Here is a 17,668-nt window from a genome sequence, read left to right as displayed (position 1 = left end):
ATGACTCCTGAAATGTTTGTCGAACTCTTTAGAGACGCACTGTGGATGGTTCTGATCATGGTGTGTGCGATCATCATACCGAGTTTGATGATCGGTTTAGTGGTGGCGATTTTCCAAGCCGCCACGTCAATTAACGAACAAACACTGAGTTTCTTACCCCGTTTGATTGTGACCCTATTATCGTTGATGCTATTCGCTCACTGGATGACACAGATGATGATGGAGTTCTTTTTTAGTATCGTCGAACGATTACCACAAGTTCTTTACTAGGAACGACGATGGAATACCCCACAACGGTTGTATTAGATTGGCTTGCCAACTACTTTTGGCCCTATACCAGAATATCTGCCATGTTAATGGTGATGACGGTAACAGGGGCAAGGTTTGTGTCGCCTAGAATACGTCTTTATTTGGGGTTAGCGATCACCTTAGCTGTGATGCCTGCAATACCTGCTGTACCAACCAATATCGAACTGCTCTCATTTAAAGGGTTTATCACGGTTCTCGAACAGTTGATTATCGGTGTTGCCATGGGGATGGTGACTCAATTTATGATCCAGACATTTGTTATGCTTGGTCAAATATTGGGTATGCAATCGAGTTTGGGTTTCGCCTCTATGGTTGACCCTGCGAACGGGCAAAATACGCCAGTACTTGGTCAGTTATTTATGTTTTTAGCGACCATGTTTTTCCTCTCGACTAATGGGCATTTAAAGATGCTTCAATTAGTTATTTTCAGTTTTACAACATTGCCGATTGGTTCCGGTTCGTTGACGACGGTTGATTTTAGAGAGTTAGCGTTGTGGCTCGGCATCATGTTCAAAACGGCACTGAGCATGTCCCTGTCAGGCATTATCGCACTGCTGACCATCAACCTCTCATTTGGCGTAATGACGCGTGCCGCTCCTCAGTTAAACATTTTCTCTTTGGGTTTTGCCTTCGCATTGCTGGTTGGTTTAATGCTCTGTTGGTACATTCTTGGCGGCTTGTTTAGCCACTATGAACTATTCTGGATGGAAGGTGAGCAACAAATTTGCCGCCTGATCCGGTTGAATTGTTAGGGGGCCGATTTGTCAGAATCCGATGGTCAAGAACGCACAGAAGACGCCACGCCCAAACGCTTGCAACAGGCAAAAGAGAAAGGGCAGGTTGCAAGGTCAAAAGAATTAGCGTCAGCATCAGTCCTTATCGTTGGGGCGATATCTCTCATGTGGTTCGGAGATGGGCTAGCGAAAGCTCTCTTCGAAGCGATGGGTAGAATGTTCACACTTAGCCGTGAAGAGATTTTCAATGCCTCTAAGCTCCTCGAAATCGCAGCAGGAGCGGTAGGAGGGTTGATATTTCCACTGCTGCTCATCATATTTATCTTGTTTGTCGCCGCAATAATTGGAGCTGCGGGTGTTGGCGGTGTCAGTTTTTCTGTTGAAGCGGCCATGCCTAAAGCATCAAAAATGAACCCGATGAGCGGTCTTAAGCGCATGGTCGGAATGCAAAGTTGGGTAGAGCTGGTTAAATCGATACTCAAAGTTGGATTAGTGTCTGGTGTAGCCGTTTATCTGATCCAAAAATCACAAGCTGATCTAATGCAATTGAGCATGGACGTCTATCCACAAAATATATTCCACGCCCTTGATATTCTATTGAACTTTGTTCTGCTTATTAGTTGTTCATTGTTGATTGTCGTCGCCATCGATATTCCTTTTCAAATATGGCAACACGCTGATCAACTGAAAATGACCAAGCAAGAAGTCAAAGATGAGTATAAGGACACTGAAGGTAAGCCTGAAGTAAAAGGGCGGATCCGGATGTTGCAGAGAGAGGCAGCGCAGCGTCGTATGATGGCAGACATTCCCGATGCGGATGTCATCGTAACCAACCCAGAGCACTTCTCAGTAGCATTACGCTATAAACAAGACAAAGATAGAACGCCCGTAGTGGTCGCGAAAGGGGTTGACCATATGGCAATGAAGATACGAGAAGTAGCTCGCGAGCACGATATTTATATTATTCCAGCTCCGCCCCTTGCCCGTGCGCTTTATCACACCACAGAGCTAGAACAAGAAATTCCAGATGGCCTCTTTACCGCAGTTGCGCAGATCCTTGCTTATGTCTTCCAACTAAAGCAGTACCGTAAACGTGGTGGACAGCGACCGAAGCTCGACCCTAAAAATATTACGATCCCTCCAGAACTTCGACATTAACGGTGAATGCGGATTAAGTTCTATCGCTGACTTAATATTGAAGCAAATAGCGACCAACTAAACGAAAGGACTATTAACGGGCTATAGTTAAACAGAGACTGACTAATTTAGAGCTAGTGTTCTTTGAGAAGTGAGTAACTGACAAGCTGATTTTCAAGCGAGCAAATTCAAGTCAATGGTGAGGATTTAGAGATAGTTGCCATAATTTTGACAAATACCTTGGACTGATAATTGCTTAGTCAGTGAAATTAATGCCAAAAACTGTTTAAATGACGTGTTCTTACGCCGAGATAGATAACCAATTTTTATATGAAATTTACCCTACCATTTGCGGATAAATTGCCTTCAATACCAAACCGTGCGATGCCTGCGATAGGCGCACCGGTTATGGTGCTAGCAACGCTAGCGATGGTTGTTTTGCCTATTCCAGCTTTTCTACTGGATATGTTTTTTACCTTTAATATCGCCCTTGCAATGGTCGTATTATTGGTGACTATCTATACTCGCCGTCCGCTAGATTTTGCGGCCTTCCCAACGGTTCTACTGATTGCCACCTTATTAAGGTTGGCACTGAACGTTGCTTCAACACGTGTCGTATTACTTTATGGTCATGAAGGCTCTGGTGCCGCCGGTAACGTAATCGAAGCGTTTGGTAATGTCGTTATCGGCGGTAACTATGCCGTTGGTCTTGTGGTATTCCTTATCTTGATGATCATTAACTTTATGGTTGTGACAAAAGGTGCAGGGCGTATCTCTGAAGTAAGTGCCCGCTTTACTCTTGATGCCTTACCAGGTAAGCAAATGGCTATCGACGCGGATTTGAATGCCGGATTAATCGATCAGGATCAAGCTCGTTTACGTCGCTTTGAAGTAACCAAGGAAGCTGACTTTTACGGTTCAATGGATGGTGCGTCAAAATTTGTAAAAGGTGATGCGATCGCCGGTATTTTAATCCTGTTCATTAACATTATTGGCGGATTAAGTATTGGTATGGTGCAGTACGATTTAGGTTTCGTAGAAGCGATTGAAATCTATACGCTGTTGACCATTGGTGATGGCTTGGTTGCACAGATACCGTCTCTTTTACTGTCTATTGGCGCTGCCATGATGGTTACTCGTCAAAATACAGATGAAGACATGGGGCAACAGCTCGTCTTTCAACTGTTTGATAACCCTAAGGCCTTGATGATCACCGCGGGTATTTTAGGCGTCATGGGTATCGTACCTGGAATGCCACATTTCTCATTCTTATCTCTTGCCATCCTTGCGGGAGGAGGGGCTTATTTGATTGATAAGAAAGCGAAGAAGGCCAAACAAGAGCCTAAGCTACCAGTTACAGCAAGTGGGGAAGCCCCTGCTCAGAAAGAACTCTCGTGGGATGATGTACAACCCGTTGATATTATCGGACTAGAAGTGGGCTATCGCTTAATCCCCTTGGTCGATAGAGATCAGGGTGGGGAATTATTAGAGCGAGTGAAAGGGGTTCGTAAGAAGCTTTCGCAAGACTTTGGTTTTCTTATCCCTGCTGTTCATATTCGAGATAATTTGGAACTCACTCCCAATAGCTACCGCATAACATTAATGGGGGTGGCTGTCGGTGAGGCTGAAATTCGTCCTGACTTAGAACTTGCGATCAACCCGGGGCAAGTGTATGGAATGATCGATGGTGAACCAACCATTGACCCCGCATTTGGACTTGAAGCGACTTGGATTCGAGTTGAACAGCGAGAACATGCTCAGGCACTAGGCTACACAGTGGTCGACTCTTCCACCGTTTTGGCGACGCATTTAAGTCAATTGCTCACGAATAACGCATCTCAGTTGCTCGGCCATGAAGAAGTTCAGAACTTGTTAGAGATGCTCAGTCGATCTGCGCCTAAACTAGTTGAAGGGTTTGTGCCTGATCTCATTCCGCTAGGAACCGTGGTCAAAGTGCTGCAAAACTTGCTCAATGAGGCGATACCAATTCGAGATATTCGTACTATTGTACAAACCTTGTCCGAGTATGCGGGTAAGAGTCAAGAACCTGACATTCTTACTGCGGCGGTTCGCATATCACTGAAACGACTAATTGTTCAAGAAATCAATGGTATAGAGCCTGAATTGCCAGTGATTACACTGATACCGGAACTGGAACAATTATTGCATCAAACTATGCAGTCGTCAGGTGGAGAATCAGCAGGTATTGAACCTGGTTTAGCTGAACGATTACAGATGTCTTTAAGCCAGGCGACGCAAGAACAAGAATTAAAAGGTGAGCCTTCAGTTCTACTCACATCTGGAGTATTACGCTCTACTCTGGCTAAGTTTGTCAAAAATACCATACCGAATTTAAGGGTGCTGTCTTATCAAGAAATTCCAGATGAGAAACAGATCCGCATTGTACAAGCTGTTGGAAACTAGCTCGTGGTATACCCTAAATATGGACAATTGCTTTGAAAATTAAACGATTTTTTGCCAAAGATATGCGATCAGCTCTGCTCCAAGTCAAAGAAGAACTTGGCGCTGAAGCTGTGATCATGTCTAACAAAAAAGTCGCTGGTGGGGTAGAAATTGTTGCGGCAATTGATGGCGAGCCAAACGGCACGGCACAGCGCAACGTGAGTCCTAAACCATCACGAAATGAATACACACAAGTTTCTCCTCAAGTACAACCAAAAACGAAGCGTCAGTTAGATGATGATAGGGTGAGCTTACAATCGAACCCTGCGGCTGGTAATGGATCGTCTATGACTAAGCGTTTTGCGAATATGCTGAAACAGTATAGTGCCGGAGCGGATGACGAGAGTGAACATCGCGCTGAAAACGAAGATTCATTGTCCGCTCTGCTCAATCGTCAGAATAATGGGCGAGGGGAGCCAAATTCTGGTAGTCGATACCAACAAGAATCGGGCTTGGCAAAATTAATTGCCGAAGATCGTCGTGTCGAAAGGCCAAAACCAAAACTCGATCCTACCCGCTACGATCGTCATCGCGAGCCTCAATCACCGCCTACATCAGAAAAAGATATGGAGTCGATGCGCGAGGAGATGACCTCAATACGTCGCCTGCTTGAACATCAAGTTTCTGGCCTTATGTGGCAAGAAGTTGAGCGTCGGGAACCACTCAGAGCTATGCTGATAAAAAGACTAGAGCGGATGGGTGTTTCTTCAGAGTTCGCCGATCAAATGGCATGCTACATCCCTGAAGACACGCCACCTGCCCGAGCTTGGAAAGCCTTGCTAGCATTAGTGTCAGACCAAATTTCCGTCACTAAGCAAGATATCTTGAAGCGTGGTGGCATCGTGGCTCTACTCGGCCCTACAGGAGTGGGGAAAACCACAACTGTAGCAAAACTTGCCGCAAGAGCTGCAATGGAGTACGGCGCAGATAACGTTGCATTGGTTACAACGGATACTTACCGTATCGGTGCTCATGAACAACTGTCGATTTATGGCAGAATTATGGGTTGTCCAGTAAGAGTTGCTAAAGATTCCAGTGAGTTAGCCGATGTAATATATCAGTTACGGAATCGACGTCTGATTTTGGTCGATACTGCGGGTATGGGTCAGCGTGATGTACGTCTATCAGAACAGTTAGACACACTGATGCAAGAGAGTGGCGAAGTCATACACAGTTACTTGGTGTTACCCGCGACCGCTCAGCGAAAAGTACTACAAGAAACAATCGAACACTTTAGACGTATCCCACTTTCGGGATGCATTTTGACCAAGCTTGATGAGTCATTAAGTTTGGGGGAATTTATTAGCGTAGTTGTTCAAAATGCGTTACCCATTGCGTATATTGCAAATGGACAACGCGTACCCGAAGACATCGTCATCGCTCAGCCTAAATACATGATAGCTAAAGCGAATGAGTTACTAGAGAAGTCGACAGAGAATGAACCACACTACTGGAACAGTGATTCGGAAGAATTCTAGGGCGGCGGATAAATATGACTGATAATATGATATATGATCAAGCAAGCGGCCTCCGTCGCTTAACCCAACCTTCATTGACTAAAGTGATTTCGGTTACTGGTGGCAAAGGCGGTGTAGGGAAATCAAACGTAACTCTTGGTTTGGCTATTTGTATGGCTAGACAGGGTAAAAAAGTGACCGTTTTAGATGCCGATTTAGGGCTCGCCAATGTCGATGTTATGCTAGGAATTAGAACTAAGCGTAACTTAGGGCATGTCCTAGCCGGAGAATGTGAGCTCAAAGATGCCATTGTTGAAGGGCCTCACGGGGTGAAAATTATCCCTGCAACTTCAGGCACTCAAAGCATGACAGAGCTTTCTCATGCGCAGCATGTCGGTTTAATCCGAGCGTTTGGTAGCTTAGAAGATGACATGGATGTGCTATTAATCGACACCGCAGCTGGCATCTCTGACATGGTCGTGAGCTTTTCTCGCGCAGCTCAGGATGTCGTGGTTGTGGTTTGTGATGAACCAACATCGATAACAGATGCATATGCTCTGATCAAATTACTTAGCCGTGAACACCAAGTGCAACGCTTTAAAGTTGTTGCAAATATGGTCAGAAGTTATCGAGAAGGGCGAGAATTATTTGCAAAATTGACATTGGTCACAGAGAGATTTCTAAATGTAAGCCTTGAACTTGTCGCATGTATTCCTTTAGATGATAAAGTACGACAAGCAGTTAAGAGACAAAAAATTGTGGTAGACGCATTTCCACGCTCTCCAGCGGCTCTTGCTATTAGTTCATTAGCGAATAAAGCTTTAACATGGCCTATTCCTAAGACTCCTAGCGGCCATTTAGAGTTTTTTGTAGAACGGCTACTAAATCGCCCAGAAATTTCAGAGGAACCATTTGGTGAATAAGGCGCTTACTTACGACCAACATGCAAATCTAAGTAGCCCCCAGGCTTTTATAGAAAAATACTCAGTGTTGGTTAAACGTATCGCTCATCATCTGCTCGGTCGTTTGCCACCGAATGTATTGGTCGAAGACCTCATTCAAGCAGGCATGATTGGTCTACTTGAAGCTCAGAAGAACTACGATGGGTCCAAAGGCGCAAGTTTTGAAACTTATGCTGGCATCAGGATCCGCGGTGCTATGCTTGATGATATTCGCAAAGGGGATTGGGTTCCTCGTTCTGTTCATCGAAACAATCGAGAAATTACTCAAGCGATATCAGAATTAGAGGGGATACTAAATAGAGACCCATCTGATGCAGAAGTGGCAAAACATATGGGGTTATCCCTAGAGCAGTATCATAGTGCGCTAACCGATATAAACAGCTCAAGAATTGTAGGCATTGAAGATCTCGGTGTATCTGATGATGCTTTATCACCTAATGAAGATGATAAAGATAATGCACCATTTCAGGGGGTTGCAGATGAGAATTTTAGAGTCGCTCTAGTTGATTCGATCAAACAACTTCCTGAGCGTGAGGCATTAGTACTTTCGCTCTACTATGATGAAGAGTTAAACTTAAAAGAAATTGGTGAAGTTTTAGGTGTCAGCGAATCTCGTGTCAGCCAAATATTAAGCCAATCAATGCAGCGTTTACGTACTAAATTAAGTGCGTGGACACAAAACGACTAACAACACTGATTTCGAGTTCAGTGGAGGCAATTTTGAACAAAAACATGAAAATCCTCATTGTTGATGACTTTTCAACGATGCGCCGTATTGTAAAAAACCTACTAAGAGACCTAGGTTTTAATAACACACAAGAAGCTGATGATGGATTAACAGCATTGCCGATGCTCAAGAAAGGTGATTTTGACTTTGTTGTAACCGACTGGAATATGCCGGGAATGCAAGGTATTGATTTGCTGAAAAACATCCGTGCTGATGCTGAGCTTAAGCATTTGCCTGTATTGATGATTACGGCTGAAGCGAAACGTGAACAAATTATTGAAGCGGCTCAAGCTGGTGTAAACGGTTATATTGTTAAGCCATTTACCGCAGCAACGCTGAAAGAAAAACTCGACAAAATATTCGAACGCTTATAAGCCAGAATACGTAATGTCTGCACTTGGTTTTTGTCTATTTAGTGATCGCCAAATATAAAAAGAGCGACATTAGACTAAGTGACTTATTAATACGAACGTTGAGTTTATAAAGGCTAGGCCCGGATGATTTCATTAGAACAAGCGAAGCAACTCGTTCAGTTGCTTGAAAATGACGAGCAGCAAGAAGCGAACCTTCTTGTCAAAAATATCTATGAAGGCAGTGATAACTTAATGCTGCAACAAATAGGTTCACTGACTCGTGATCTTCATAGCTCATTAACTCAATTCAACCTTGATGAGAGAATGAGTGAAATTGCCAATGACGAAATTCCTGATGCAAGGGATCGCCTTCAATATGTCATTGATAAAACTGAAGTAGCTGCGAATAAAACAATGGACGCCGTTGATCGTTGCTTACCTATTGCAGATAATCTTCATGAATGTCTTGTTCAGGTAAGGCCGCAATGGAACGAGTTGATGCATGGGCGAATAGAGTTAAGCGAGTTTAAAGCTCTATGCCACCGCATTGATTCTTTGCTCGTTCAAGTTGAAGGTGACAGTACTGAATTACGCGGGCAACTCACCGAGATCTTGATGGCACAAGACTTCCAAGATCTTACTGGGCAGATCATTCGCAGAGTGATTACGCTTGTTGCTGAAGTCGAAGGAAGACTTGTTGAAATATTGACGGTATTTGGTACGAGTCCAACAACAGAAGAACCTAATAAAGAGAAGAAATCATCAACAGAAGCTGAAGGGCCAATATTGAACCCTGAAGAGCGTGAAGATGCAGTCGCATCACAAGATGATGTTGATGATTTATTATCCAGTCTTGGATTTTAAGGGAAACGTATGAGCTACGAGTTAGACGAAGATATTCTTCAGGACTTTTTAGTAGAAGCCGGGGAAATAATTGAGCTCCTATCTGAGCAGTTAGTAGAGCTTGAAAATAACCCTGACGATAGAGATTTACTTAATGCAATCTTCCGTGGGTTCCACACTGTAAAAGGTGGAGCAGGCTTTTTGGCACTTTCAGAACTGGTTGACACATGTCATGGTGCTGAGAATGTGTTTGATATTTTGCGTAACGGCCAAAGAAGCGTAACTGCTGGATTAATGGATACGATGCTTCGAGCATTGGATACCATCAACATTCAATTTAGTGCTGTTCAGGATCGCGAAAAACCTGAACCTGCGGATCAAGCTCTACTCGATGAGTTACACCGTTTATGCCGACCTGAATCTGAAGATGCTGCTCCTGCTGAAGCAGAAGTTGTTGAACCAGTAAAAGAGCATGAAGTTGTTAAAGCGCCTGCTGAAAGTTCTACGATTTCTAGCTCCCTGGATGAAATCTCTCAAGATGAATTTGAAAAGTTACTTGATGAATTACATGGGAAAGGTACAGCACCAAGTGCGGCTACACCTTCTGCACCAGTCACTTCTTCGCCAATAGCTTCAGCTCCAGTTGCCTCGGCCCCAAGTTCGACCGCTTCAGTGTTAGCATCTGATGGTGATATTACTGACGATGAATTTGAAAAGTTACTAGATGAATTACATGGTGCTGGACAAAGTCCTTCTGCCGCGTCGGAAAGTGCAGCTCCTGTTACACCTCCGCCAGCGCCAACACCAGCTCCGGTGGCAACATCAAGCTTCAGTAATGCAGATGACATAATGTCAGATGAAGAGTTTGAAAACCTTCTTGACCAACTGCACGGTTCAGGTAATGGCCCGACAGCTGAAGAATTGGAAGCGGCAACGAAGCCTGCGATTGAGAATGTTGCACCACCAGCGCCTGCAGCGGCTCCAGCTCCTAAGCCAGCAGAACCAAAAGTAGCAGCACCAGCAAAATCGGCTCCTACGCCAGTAGCGAAAGAACAAGCAGCAAAAACTCCTGCCAAGGGAGGACAAAAGAAACCACAGGCTGAAGCGACCGTTCGTGTTGATACGTCAACATTAGACACCATTATGAATATGGTCGGTGAGTTAGTATTAGTCCGTAACCGTTTAGTGAGCTTAGGCTTAAATAGTAACGATGAAGAGATGGCTAAAGCTGTCTCGAATCTAGATGTTGTTACTGCTGACTTGCAAGGCGCAGTGATGAAAACGCGCATGCAGCCAATCAAGAAAGTATTTGGCCGTTTCCCTCGCGTGGTTCGTGACTTAGCAAGAAGCTTGAAGAAAGATATCGTGCTAGAAATGCGCGGTGAAGAGACGGATTTAGATAAAAACCTTGTGGAAGCTCTTGCCGATCCGCTTATTCACTTAGTGAGAAACTCTGTCGATCACGGTGTTGAAATGCCGGAAGACCGTGTGAAAGCCGGTAAGCCTCGAACAGGTAAAGTAATTTTATCAGCATCACAAGAAGGTGATCATATTGAACTTGCTATCGTTGATGATGGCGGTGGTATGGACCCAGATGTATTACGTGGTATCGCCGTTAAGCGCGGTATTATGGACGAAGATGCAGCGTCTCGTTTATCTGATAAAGAGTGTTTCAATCTGATTTTTGCTCCTGGTTTCTCAAGCAAAGAGAAAATTTCAGATATCTCTGGTCGTGGTGTTGGTATGGACGTTGTAAAAACAGCCATCAATACATTAAACGGTTCGATTGACATTGATTCAGAGAAAAACAAAGGGACTAAGATAACCATCAAAGTTCCTCTGACCTTAGCCATTCTTCCTACGTTGATGGTTGGTGTTGCGGGTCATCCATTTGCGTTGCCATTGGCTTCTGTAAATGAGATTTTCCACCTAGATTTAAGCAGAACTAACGTTGTTGATGGTCAGCTAACCATTATCGTTCGTGAAAAATCAATACCACTTTTCTATCTGCAAAACTGGCTTGCGCCTAAAGATGGAATGGCAGAGCTACGTAAAGGACATGGGCACGTTGTTATTGTCCAAATCGGTAGTCAGCGAGTTGGCTTTGTTGTTGATGCATTAATTGGCCAAGAAGAGGTTGTTATTAAACCCCTTGATAACCTTCTACAAGGTACGCCAGGTATGGCAGGTGCGACAATCACAAGTGATGGTCACATTGCACTGATTCTTGATGTGCCAGATTTGTTAAAGCAGTACGCAGCAGCATCACGAATTTAAGATAAGGAAAGGTATGGCGATTAAAGTACTAGTCGTTGATGATTCGAGTTTTTTTCGTCGTCGTGTAAGCGAGATCATCAATTCAGACGCACGCCTAGAAGTTATAGATGTGGCTGTAAATGGTAAGGAAGCGGTCGAGAAGGCGAAGCGACTCAAGCCTGATGTGATCACGATGGATATCGAGATGCCGGTGATGGATGGCATTACAGCCGTCCGTCAAATCATGACAGCTTGCCCAACACCGATTCTAATGTTCTCTTCGCTTACCCATGACGGGGCAAAAGCGACGTTAGATGCGTTAGATGCTGGTGCATTGGATTTCTTACCGAAAAAGTTTGAAGATATTGCGCGTAATCGAGACGACGCCGTTTCGCTATTACAGCAGCGTGTTATTGAGATTGCCGCGAAGCGCGTGTTTATGCGTCGTCAAGCGGTGAGATCAACACCAGCTCCGGCTCCAACATCACCTGCAGCGGGACAAAGAACCACTCTTCAAGAGCGTTCTGCGCGTCCTGTTGCGTCTAGCGTAGCGAGCAAGTTTAGAGCGTCGGGTAAAAAATATCAGTTAACCGCAATCGGAACGTCTACTGGTGGACCGGTTGCGCTACAGAAAATATTAACGAAACTACCAGCACATTACCCACATCCAATCGTGCTAATTCAGCATATGCCAGCGACATTTACCGCGGCCTTTGCGAGCCGTCTTAACTCACTTTGCAAGATACAAGTAAAGGAAGCTGAAGATGGAGATATTTTGAAACCTGGCGTTGCTTATCTCGCTCCAGGTGGAAAGCAAATGATGATTGATGGACGTCCAGGTACGGCGAAACTGCGCATTATTGATGGCGGTGAACGCATGAACTACAAACCTTGTGTTGATGTAACATTTGGCTCTGCGGCGAAAATATATGGCGATAAAGTATTATCTATGGTCCTCACTGGAATGGGTGCTGATGGTCGTGAAGGCGCGCGGATGTTGAAATCTGCGGGTGCAACGATTTGGGCTCAAAATGAAGAGAGCTGTGTGGTATATGGAATGCCTCAGGCCGTCGCTAAAGCTGGTATATCAACAGAAGATCTACCTTTAGAACGAATTTCAGAACGTATGCTAGTGGAAGTTGGCCTAGCCTAGGAATTATATTAATGATTGTTTGGAGTGTAGCAAACCAAAAAGGTGGTGTTGGGAAAACAACCACAACCGTAACATTAGCGGGTCTGCTGAGTAAGCAAGGCCATCGAGTGTTACTTGTTGATACCGATCCTCACGCGTCTTTAACTACCTATCTTGGGTTTGACTCTGATGCGGTGCCTGCAAGTTTGTTTGAACTGTTTCAACTTAAAGAGTTTACCAAGCAATCTGTTGAGCCTTTAATTTTAAAAACAGAAGTTGAAGGTATCGATATTATTCCCGCACATATGTCACTGGCAACGTTAGATCGTGTCATGGGCAACAGAGGTGGTATGGGACTCATTTTAAAACGAGCATTAGCTTCGATTGAAAATGAGTATGACTACGTACTGATAGATTGTCCTCCGATTTTGGGGGTAATGATGGTTAATGCGCTTGCTGCCAGCGATAGGATATTGATTCCTGTTCAAACTGAATTTTTAGCGATGAAAGGGCTAGAGCGCATGGTTCGAACCCTCGCAATTATGCAGAAGTCGCGTAATACACCATTTAAAGTTACCGTTGTGCCGACAATGTATGACAAACGGACTCGGGCATCTTTGCAGACACTGACACAGCTTAAGCAGGACTATCCTGATCAAGTTTGGAACTCGGCGGTACCCATTGATACTAAATTTAGAGATGCAAGTTTGAAGCGATTGCCAGCTTCGCATTTTGCTTCTGGTAGTCGTGGCGTTTTTGCTTATAAGCAGTTGTTGATTTTCCTTGAGAGGTTAACAATTGATGAGCAGTGATTACGTACTGTCGAGTGAACAAGCTCTAGATGATTACTTTAGTGCGTTGTTGGGGGAAGATACAGAGGCTGAAGTCTCTCCCTCTTTGCCGATAACGGAACTCGATATTGAACCTGAACTGAAGACCCAGCCGTTGAAGGATGAGGCTGAAAGTAGCCAGTCTCTTTCATACGCTGAGATTCAAACAGAAGATTTTGACGTACCAAACCTTGAAGATGTTCAGAAACTACTGAGTCAATTAGAGTCCACTGATATTGTTGGTGAGCTTGATATCGACAGTATTCTTGAACAAAACACAGTCGAGATCGCAACGCTTCAAGATGATATTCTGATTCAAAATAACAATATCAAACTAGACCTTGAGCCAAGTGTTGAAGTTGTTGATGAGATTCAAAGCTGGGATATTCCAGAAGAGCCTAGCGTTGATGTTTCAGTTCAAGATGAGACAGTTGAAAATGTTGGAAAATCAGATGAAAGCTTAGATACAGGCTTAGATACAAGCCCCATTGTTGAGGCTGAACAACCTGAAGTTGGTACATCGGACAATGCCAATGTTGCGACCGAAAATGAGTTAGAGACTCAGGCTGGTGGGCATCAATTTGATAACTGGCAAACTACAAGCAGAACAGAAGACTTTCAAGTACTATACTTTGACGTTAATGGTGTGACGTTTGCTGTGCCTCTCGATGAGCTAGGCGGTATTCACCAGGTAACTGAACTTAGTCATATCATTGGTAAACCAAGCTGGTATTTAGGTTTGCAAATGAATAAAGAGCACCAGTTAGATGTCGTAGACAGTGCTAAATGGGTGATGGCTGAAAAATTAGCCAATGACGATTATAAAGATAATTATCAATATATCGTGATGTTGGGTGAGAGTTCGTGGGGGCTGGCAAGTACAGAACTCATGGGAACCGAATTGTTAAATACTGACAAAGTTCGGTGGCGTGAACAGGCAGGAAAACGCCCTTGGCTTGCCGGTATGGTAAAAGAAAAAATGTGTGCCTTGATCCATGTTGAGGCAATGGTAGCTATGCTAAATGCAGGGCTAGATGTAAAAGCATTAGATTGATAAAAATTTTAGTCGGGAACGACATTAAGAGGATTGACTATGTCTCAAGCTAACGAAGTTGAAGTAAGAAAAGAACAAGGTAATGACGAAGTTCTTCAGTGGGTGACGTTCCAATTAGAACAAGAAACATACGGTATTAATGTAATGCAAGTTCGTGAAGTATTGCGTTATACCGAAATTGCTCCAGTACCGGGTGCTCCAGATTACGTTTTAGGTATCATTAATCTTCGTGGTAATGTGGTTACTGTTATTGATACGCGCTCTCGCTTTGGTCTGATGCAAGGTGAAACGACGGACAATACCCGTATTATTGTTATTGAATCTGAGCGTCAAGTGATTGGTATCTTAGTTGATAGCGTTGCTGAAGTGGTTTACCTACGTTCTTCAGAAATTGATACCACACCAAGTGTTGGTACGGATGAAAGTGCTAAGTTCATTCAAGGTGTAAGCAACCGTGACGGTAAACTTCTTATCTTGGTTGATCTAGATAAGCTGCTTACCGATGAAGAATGGGATGACATGGCTCACCTATAATGACTGATGTTTTGTCACAAAATATCCCCTTCCTGATTGGTGGGGGTGTTTTAATTGCTCTTCTGTTTGTGCTTGCCTTGTTTCGAACAAAACAAGCATCACAAAAGCTTTTTGACGCATCTCGCTTGCAAACACGGCACCTTGAGAAAGAGCTTCAAAAAGCCAATAAGCAGTTGCTAGAAGTGAGATCTGTAGTGGTTGGTCTTGGTCAGCGAGTGACTGAGCAGCAGGATATTATCAAGCATCTAAATGAGCGAGTAGTGGAGCTTGAACACGTAGATACTGATGGTCGTTTGTATACGAGAGCCAGTAAAATGGTTCAGTTAGGCGCGAGTGTCAATGAGTTGATTGAAGAGTGCGAAATCCCTAAAGCGGAAGCTGAGCTTATGATGTCTCTACAAAATAAGCTTACAGGAAAAGAGAAATTGCCGCCATTGAGAGGGACCCCTCGCTCTACTGGTGAACATCGAGCATCGCCTCAATCGCCTAAAAATGTTCGACGGTAAACGGTGTACAAAACAGAAGAAGAAAAAAGAAGCCTCGGCTTCTTTTTTTGTTTTTAGGAATAAAATGCAAAATAGAGGGATGGTAATTTAGCCATATCCAATATTAATTGTGAAATTGTGATAGAACATTAACAGTTTCTTACGTAGTTTCGTGATTCGTAAAGGTCTACTCCTGTTTTGTATTCGGCTTGCTGTGTTAAGATAACTGTTATGTTTTTGTGCCGAAAAAATTTATGCTCGAAGTATCTAATTTAACTGCAATTCGCGATGAGAGAGTTTTGTTTGAATCTCTTTCCTTTAATATTCAACCGGGTGAACTTGTTCAAGTTGAAGGTAGAAATGGCACGGGTAAAACAACACTTTTACGCATTATTTCTGGCTTAGGCGAGAGAGACGAAGGTACGATTTCGTGGAAAGGTGAGCAAATTGAATCTAGCCGCGATACCTACCATCAAGACTTGCTCTTTTTAGGCCATCAAACAGGAGTGAAGCGCGAGCTCACCGCATTTGAGAACCTGAATTTTTACCAATCTATTCATGGTAATAACACCTCTAGAGAAGACATTTTCCAAGCGCTCACTCAAGTTGGGCTTGCTGGTAGAGAGGATGTACCCGTCGGACAGCTTTCCGCTGGTCAACAGCGACGAGTCGCGCTGGCTCGTCTATGGTTGAGTGAACAGATTTTATGGATCCTTGATGAGCCTTTAACGGCAATTGATAAGCAAGGGGTGAAAGTGTTAGAAGCGCTTTTTCTAAAGCATGCGCAAAGTGGGGGCATAGTATTGCTCACGACCCACCAAGACATGTTTGCTGATAATCCGATACTTCGAAAAATTAAGTTGGGTGGTTAACATGATCTCAGCGATGAGCACGATTGTACGCCGCGAATTGCTAATTGCATTTCGCAGGCAAGCTGACATTTTTAACCCTCTGTGGTTTTTTATTATTGTTATTACTTTATTCCCGCTGAGTATTGGGCCGGAGCCTAATTTATTAGCGCGAATTGCGGCAGGTATTGTCTGGGTAGCGGCGCTGCTATCTGCTTTATTATCATTAGAACGACTATTCCGTGATGATTTTCAAGACGGCTCTTTAGAGCAGATGATGCTAATGCCCATCCCATTACAATTAGTTGTGATGTCAAAAGTCATCGCGCATTGGTTGTTAACGGGGTTGCCTCTTATCTTAATCAGTCCGTTACTGGCGGTGTTGTTATCGCTTGATTTCGATACTTGGTTAGCGGTCGTTCTAACCCTCTTTGTCGGAACACCTACGTTAAGTTTTATCGGTGCAATTGGTGTCGCTTTGACTGTCGGGCTGCAAAAAGGTGGCGTGCTGCTGAGCCTATTGATTTTACCTCTGTATATTCCAATCCTAATTTTTGCTACCTCAGCAATTGATGCGGCATCTTTAGGGGTGGCTTATAATGGACAACTTGCCGTTTTAGGTGCCATGTTTATGGGAGCAATGACGCTGACACCATTTGCGATTAGTGCGGCATTAAGAGTCAGTGTGAACTAATTGATTTTCGACAGCTCTAATTGAGTTAATTATAAATATAATAATCAACAACGCGTAAAAGCATTGTTAGCAATTTGAAGTAAAAGTGAGAGTGAACATGTGGAAATGGCTCCATCCCTATGCCAAACCGGAAACCGCTTATCGCCTAAGCGGCACACTTCTTCCGTGGTTTTCTGTATTAGCTTTATTGTGTTTGTTTAGCGGTAGTGTTTGGGGGTTAGCATTCGCTCCTTCAGACTATCAACAAGGCGATAGCTTCAGAATTATCTATATTCATGTGCCATCGGCTATTTGGTCTATGGGCGCTTATATGTCTATGGCAATCGCAGCATTTATTGGTCTTGTTTGGCAAGTTAGATTGTCGAATATGGCAGCAGCGGCAATGGCTCCAATCGGTGCTGTTTTTACCTTCATCGCTTTGTTGACTGGAGCGGTATGGGGTAAGCCTATGTGGGGCGCTTGGTGGGTTTGGGATGCTCGTTTAACATCTGAACTTATTCTTCTATTCTTATATTTAGGTGTAATTGCGCTTTATCACGCATTTGATGATCAGAAAACGGCAGCTAAAGCGGCGGGTATTTTGGCTATTGTTGGTGTGATTAACCTACCTATTATTCACTTCTCAGTTGAGTGGTGGAATACCCTTCATCAAGGTGCCTCAATTACTAAATTCGATAAACCATCTATCTCTTCAGATATGCTATGGCCACTATTATTGAATATATTTGGTTTTGCATTTTTCTTTGGAGCGGTGACAATGCTGCGCTTCAGAAATGAAATTATCAGTAAAGAAAGCCATCGCCCTTGGGTACAACAATTAGCATTAGATAACGCTAAGAGAGGTAACTAA

General features: G+C 43.8%; 18 protein-coding genes. All 18 read left to right on the top strand.

The window, feature by feature from the left end:
• The 18 genes from fliQ to OCV39_RS10430 all read left to right on the top strand — a co-directional run bounded on the left by fliQ (position 1) and on the right by OCV39_RS10430 (position 17,668).
• Positions 1 to 270, top strand: a complete 270-nt coding sequence (gene fliQ, locus OCV39_RS10515) for a flagellar biosynthesis protein FliQ (protein ID WP_017052494.1) — start codon at positions 1 to 3, stop codon at positions 268 to 270.
• An 8-nt stretch (positions 271 to 278) separates the two neighbouring features.
• Positions 279 to 1,061, top strand: coding sequence for a flagellar biosynthetic protein FliR (fliR, locus tag OCV39_RS10510; protein WP_171757016.1), 783 nt, complete (start codon positions 279 to 281; stop codon positions 1,059 to 1,061).
• Positions 1,062 to 1,070: 9 nt separating this feature from the next.
• The gene (gene flhB, locus OCV39_RS10505) at positions 1,071 to 2,201 is read left to right on the top strand and encodes a flagellar biosynthesis protein FlhB (protein ID WP_017052492.1); all 1,131 of its coding nucleotides are present in this window, start codon (positions 1,071 to 1,073) and stop codon (positions 2,199 to 2,201) included.
• Between the two features lie 309 nt (positions 2,202 to 2,510).
• Positions 2,511 to 4,604, top strand: a complete 2,094-nt coding sequence (flhA, locus tag OCV39_RS10500) for a flagellar biosynthesis protein FlhA (protein WP_113796790.1) — start codon at positions 2,511 to 2,513, stop codon at positions 4,602 to 4,604.
• 32 nt (positions 4,605 to 4,636) lie between these two features.
• On the top strand, positions 4,637 to 6,121 hold the full coding sequence (gene flhF, locus OCV39_RS10495; RefSeq protein ID WP_017052490.1) for a flagellar biosynthesis protein FlhF: 1,485 nt from the start codon (positions 4,637 to 4,639) through the stop codon (positions 6,119 to 6,121).
• Between the two features lie 14 nt (positions 6,122 to 6,135).
• On the top strand, positions 6,136 to 7,023 hold the full coding sequence (locus OCV39_RS10490; protein ID WP_017052489.1) for a MinD/ParA family protein: 888 nt from the start codon (positions 6,136 to 6,138) through the stop codon (positions 7,021 to 7,023).
• Positions 7,016 to 7,750: an RNA polymerase sigma factor FliA gene (locus OCV39_RS10485; protein WP_017052488.1), complete on the top strand. Its 735-nt coding sequence runs from the start codon at positions 7,016 to 7,018 to the stop codon at positions 7,748 to 7,750. Before OCV39_RS10490 ends, OCV39_RS10485 begins: the two co-directional genes overlap by 8 nt.
• Positions 7,751 to 7,794: 44 nt before the next feature.
• A complete protein-coding gene (gene cheY, locus OCV39_RS10480) occupies positions 7,795 to 8,163 on the top strand; it encodes a chemotaxis response regulator CheY (protein ID WP_017052487.1) in 369 nt (122 codons plus the stop codon).
• Positions 8,164 to 8,286: 123 nt separating this feature from the next.
• Positions 8,287 to 9,006, top strand: a complete 720-nt coding sequence (locus OCV39_RS10475; protein ID WP_017052486.1) for a protein phosphatase CheZ — start codon at positions 8,287 to 8,289, stop codon at positions 9,004 to 9,006.
• Between the two features lie 9 nt (positions 9,007 to 9,015).
• Positions 9,016 to 11,262, top strand: coding sequence for a chemotaxis protein CheA (locus OCV39_RS10470; RefSeq protein ID WP_261888438.1), 2,247 nt, complete (start codon positions 9,016 to 9,018; stop codon positions 11,260 to 11,262).
• Positions 11,263 to 11,275: 13 nt separating this feature from the next.
• Positions 11,276 to 12,394 carry a protein-glutamate methylesterase/protein-glutamine glutaminase gene (locus OCV39_RS10465; protein ID WP_261888437.1) on the top strand — a complete coding sequence of 373 codons (1,119 nt, stop codon included), beginning with the start codon at positions 11,276 to 11,278 and terminating at the stop codon, positions 12,392 to 12,394.
• Positions 12,395 to 12,405: 11 nt separating this feature from the next.
• The gene (locus OCV39_RS10460; protein ID WP_017052483.1) at positions 12,406 to 13,185 is read left to right on the top strand and encodes a ParA family protein; all 780 of its coding nucleotides are present in this window, start codon (positions 12,406 to 12,408) and stop codon (positions 13,183 to 13,185) included.
• Positions 13,175 to 14,257 carry a chemotaxis protein CheW gene (locus tag OCV39_RS10455; RefSeq protein WP_261888436.1) on the top strand — a complete coding sequence of 361 codons (1,083 nt, stop codon included), beginning with the start codon at positions 13,175 to 13,177 and terminating at the stop codon, positions 14,255 to 14,257. The genes OCV39_RS10460 and OCV39_RS10455 overlap by 11 nt, the downstream gene beginning before the upstream one ends.
• 39 nt (positions 14,258 to 14,296) lie before the next feature.
• Positions 14,297 to 14,791 carry a chemotaxis protein CheW gene (locus OCV39_RS10450; protein WP_017052481.1) on the top strand — a complete coding sequence of 165 codons (495 nt, stop codon included), beginning with the start codon at positions 14,297 to 14,299 and terminating at the stop codon, positions 14,789 to 14,791.
• Positions 14,791 to 15,297 carry a DUF2802 domain-containing protein gene (locus tag OCV39_RS10445; RefSeq protein ID WP_017052480.1) on the top strand — a complete coding sequence of 169 codons (507 nt, stop codon included), beginning with the start codon at positions 14,791 to 14,793 and terminating at the stop codon, positions 15,295 to 15,297. The genes OCV39_RS10450 and OCV39_RS10445 overlap by 1 nt, the downstream gene beginning before the upstream one ends.
• A gap of 233 nt (positions 15,298 to 15,530) precedes the next feature.
• Positions 15,531 to 16,148 carry a cytochrome c biogenesis heme-transporting ATPase CcmA gene (gene ccmA, locus OCV39_RS10440; protein WP_017052479.1) on the top strand — a complete coding sequence of 206 codons (618 nt, stop codon included), beginning with the start codon at positions 15,531 to 15,533 and terminating at the stop codon, positions 16,146 to 16,148.
• A 1-nt stretch (position 16,149) separates the two neighbouring features.
• Positions 16,150 to 16,818 (top strand): heme exporter protein CcmB, encoded by a 669-nt coding sequence (gene ccmB, locus OCV39_RS10435; protein ID WP_017052478.1) that lies wholly within the window; start codon positions 16,150 to 16,152, stop codon positions 16,816 to 16,818.
• 97 nt (positions 16,819 to 16,915) lie between these two features.
• Positions 16,916 to 17,668 carry a heme ABC transporter permease gene (locus OCV39_RS10430; protein WP_017052477.1) on the top strand — a complete coding sequence of 251 codons (753 nt, stop codon included), beginning with the start codon at positions 16,916 to 16,918 and terminating at the stop codon, positions 17,666 to 17,668.

Origin of the sequence: Vibrio cortegadensis (assembly GCF_024347395.1) — a bacterium.
Taxonomy (GTDB): domain Bacteria; phylum Pseudomonadota; class Gammaproteobacteria; order Enterobacterales; family Vibrionaceae; genus Vibrio; species Vibrio cortegadensis.
This window is presented reverse-complemented; position numbering and strand designations above follow the sequence as displayed.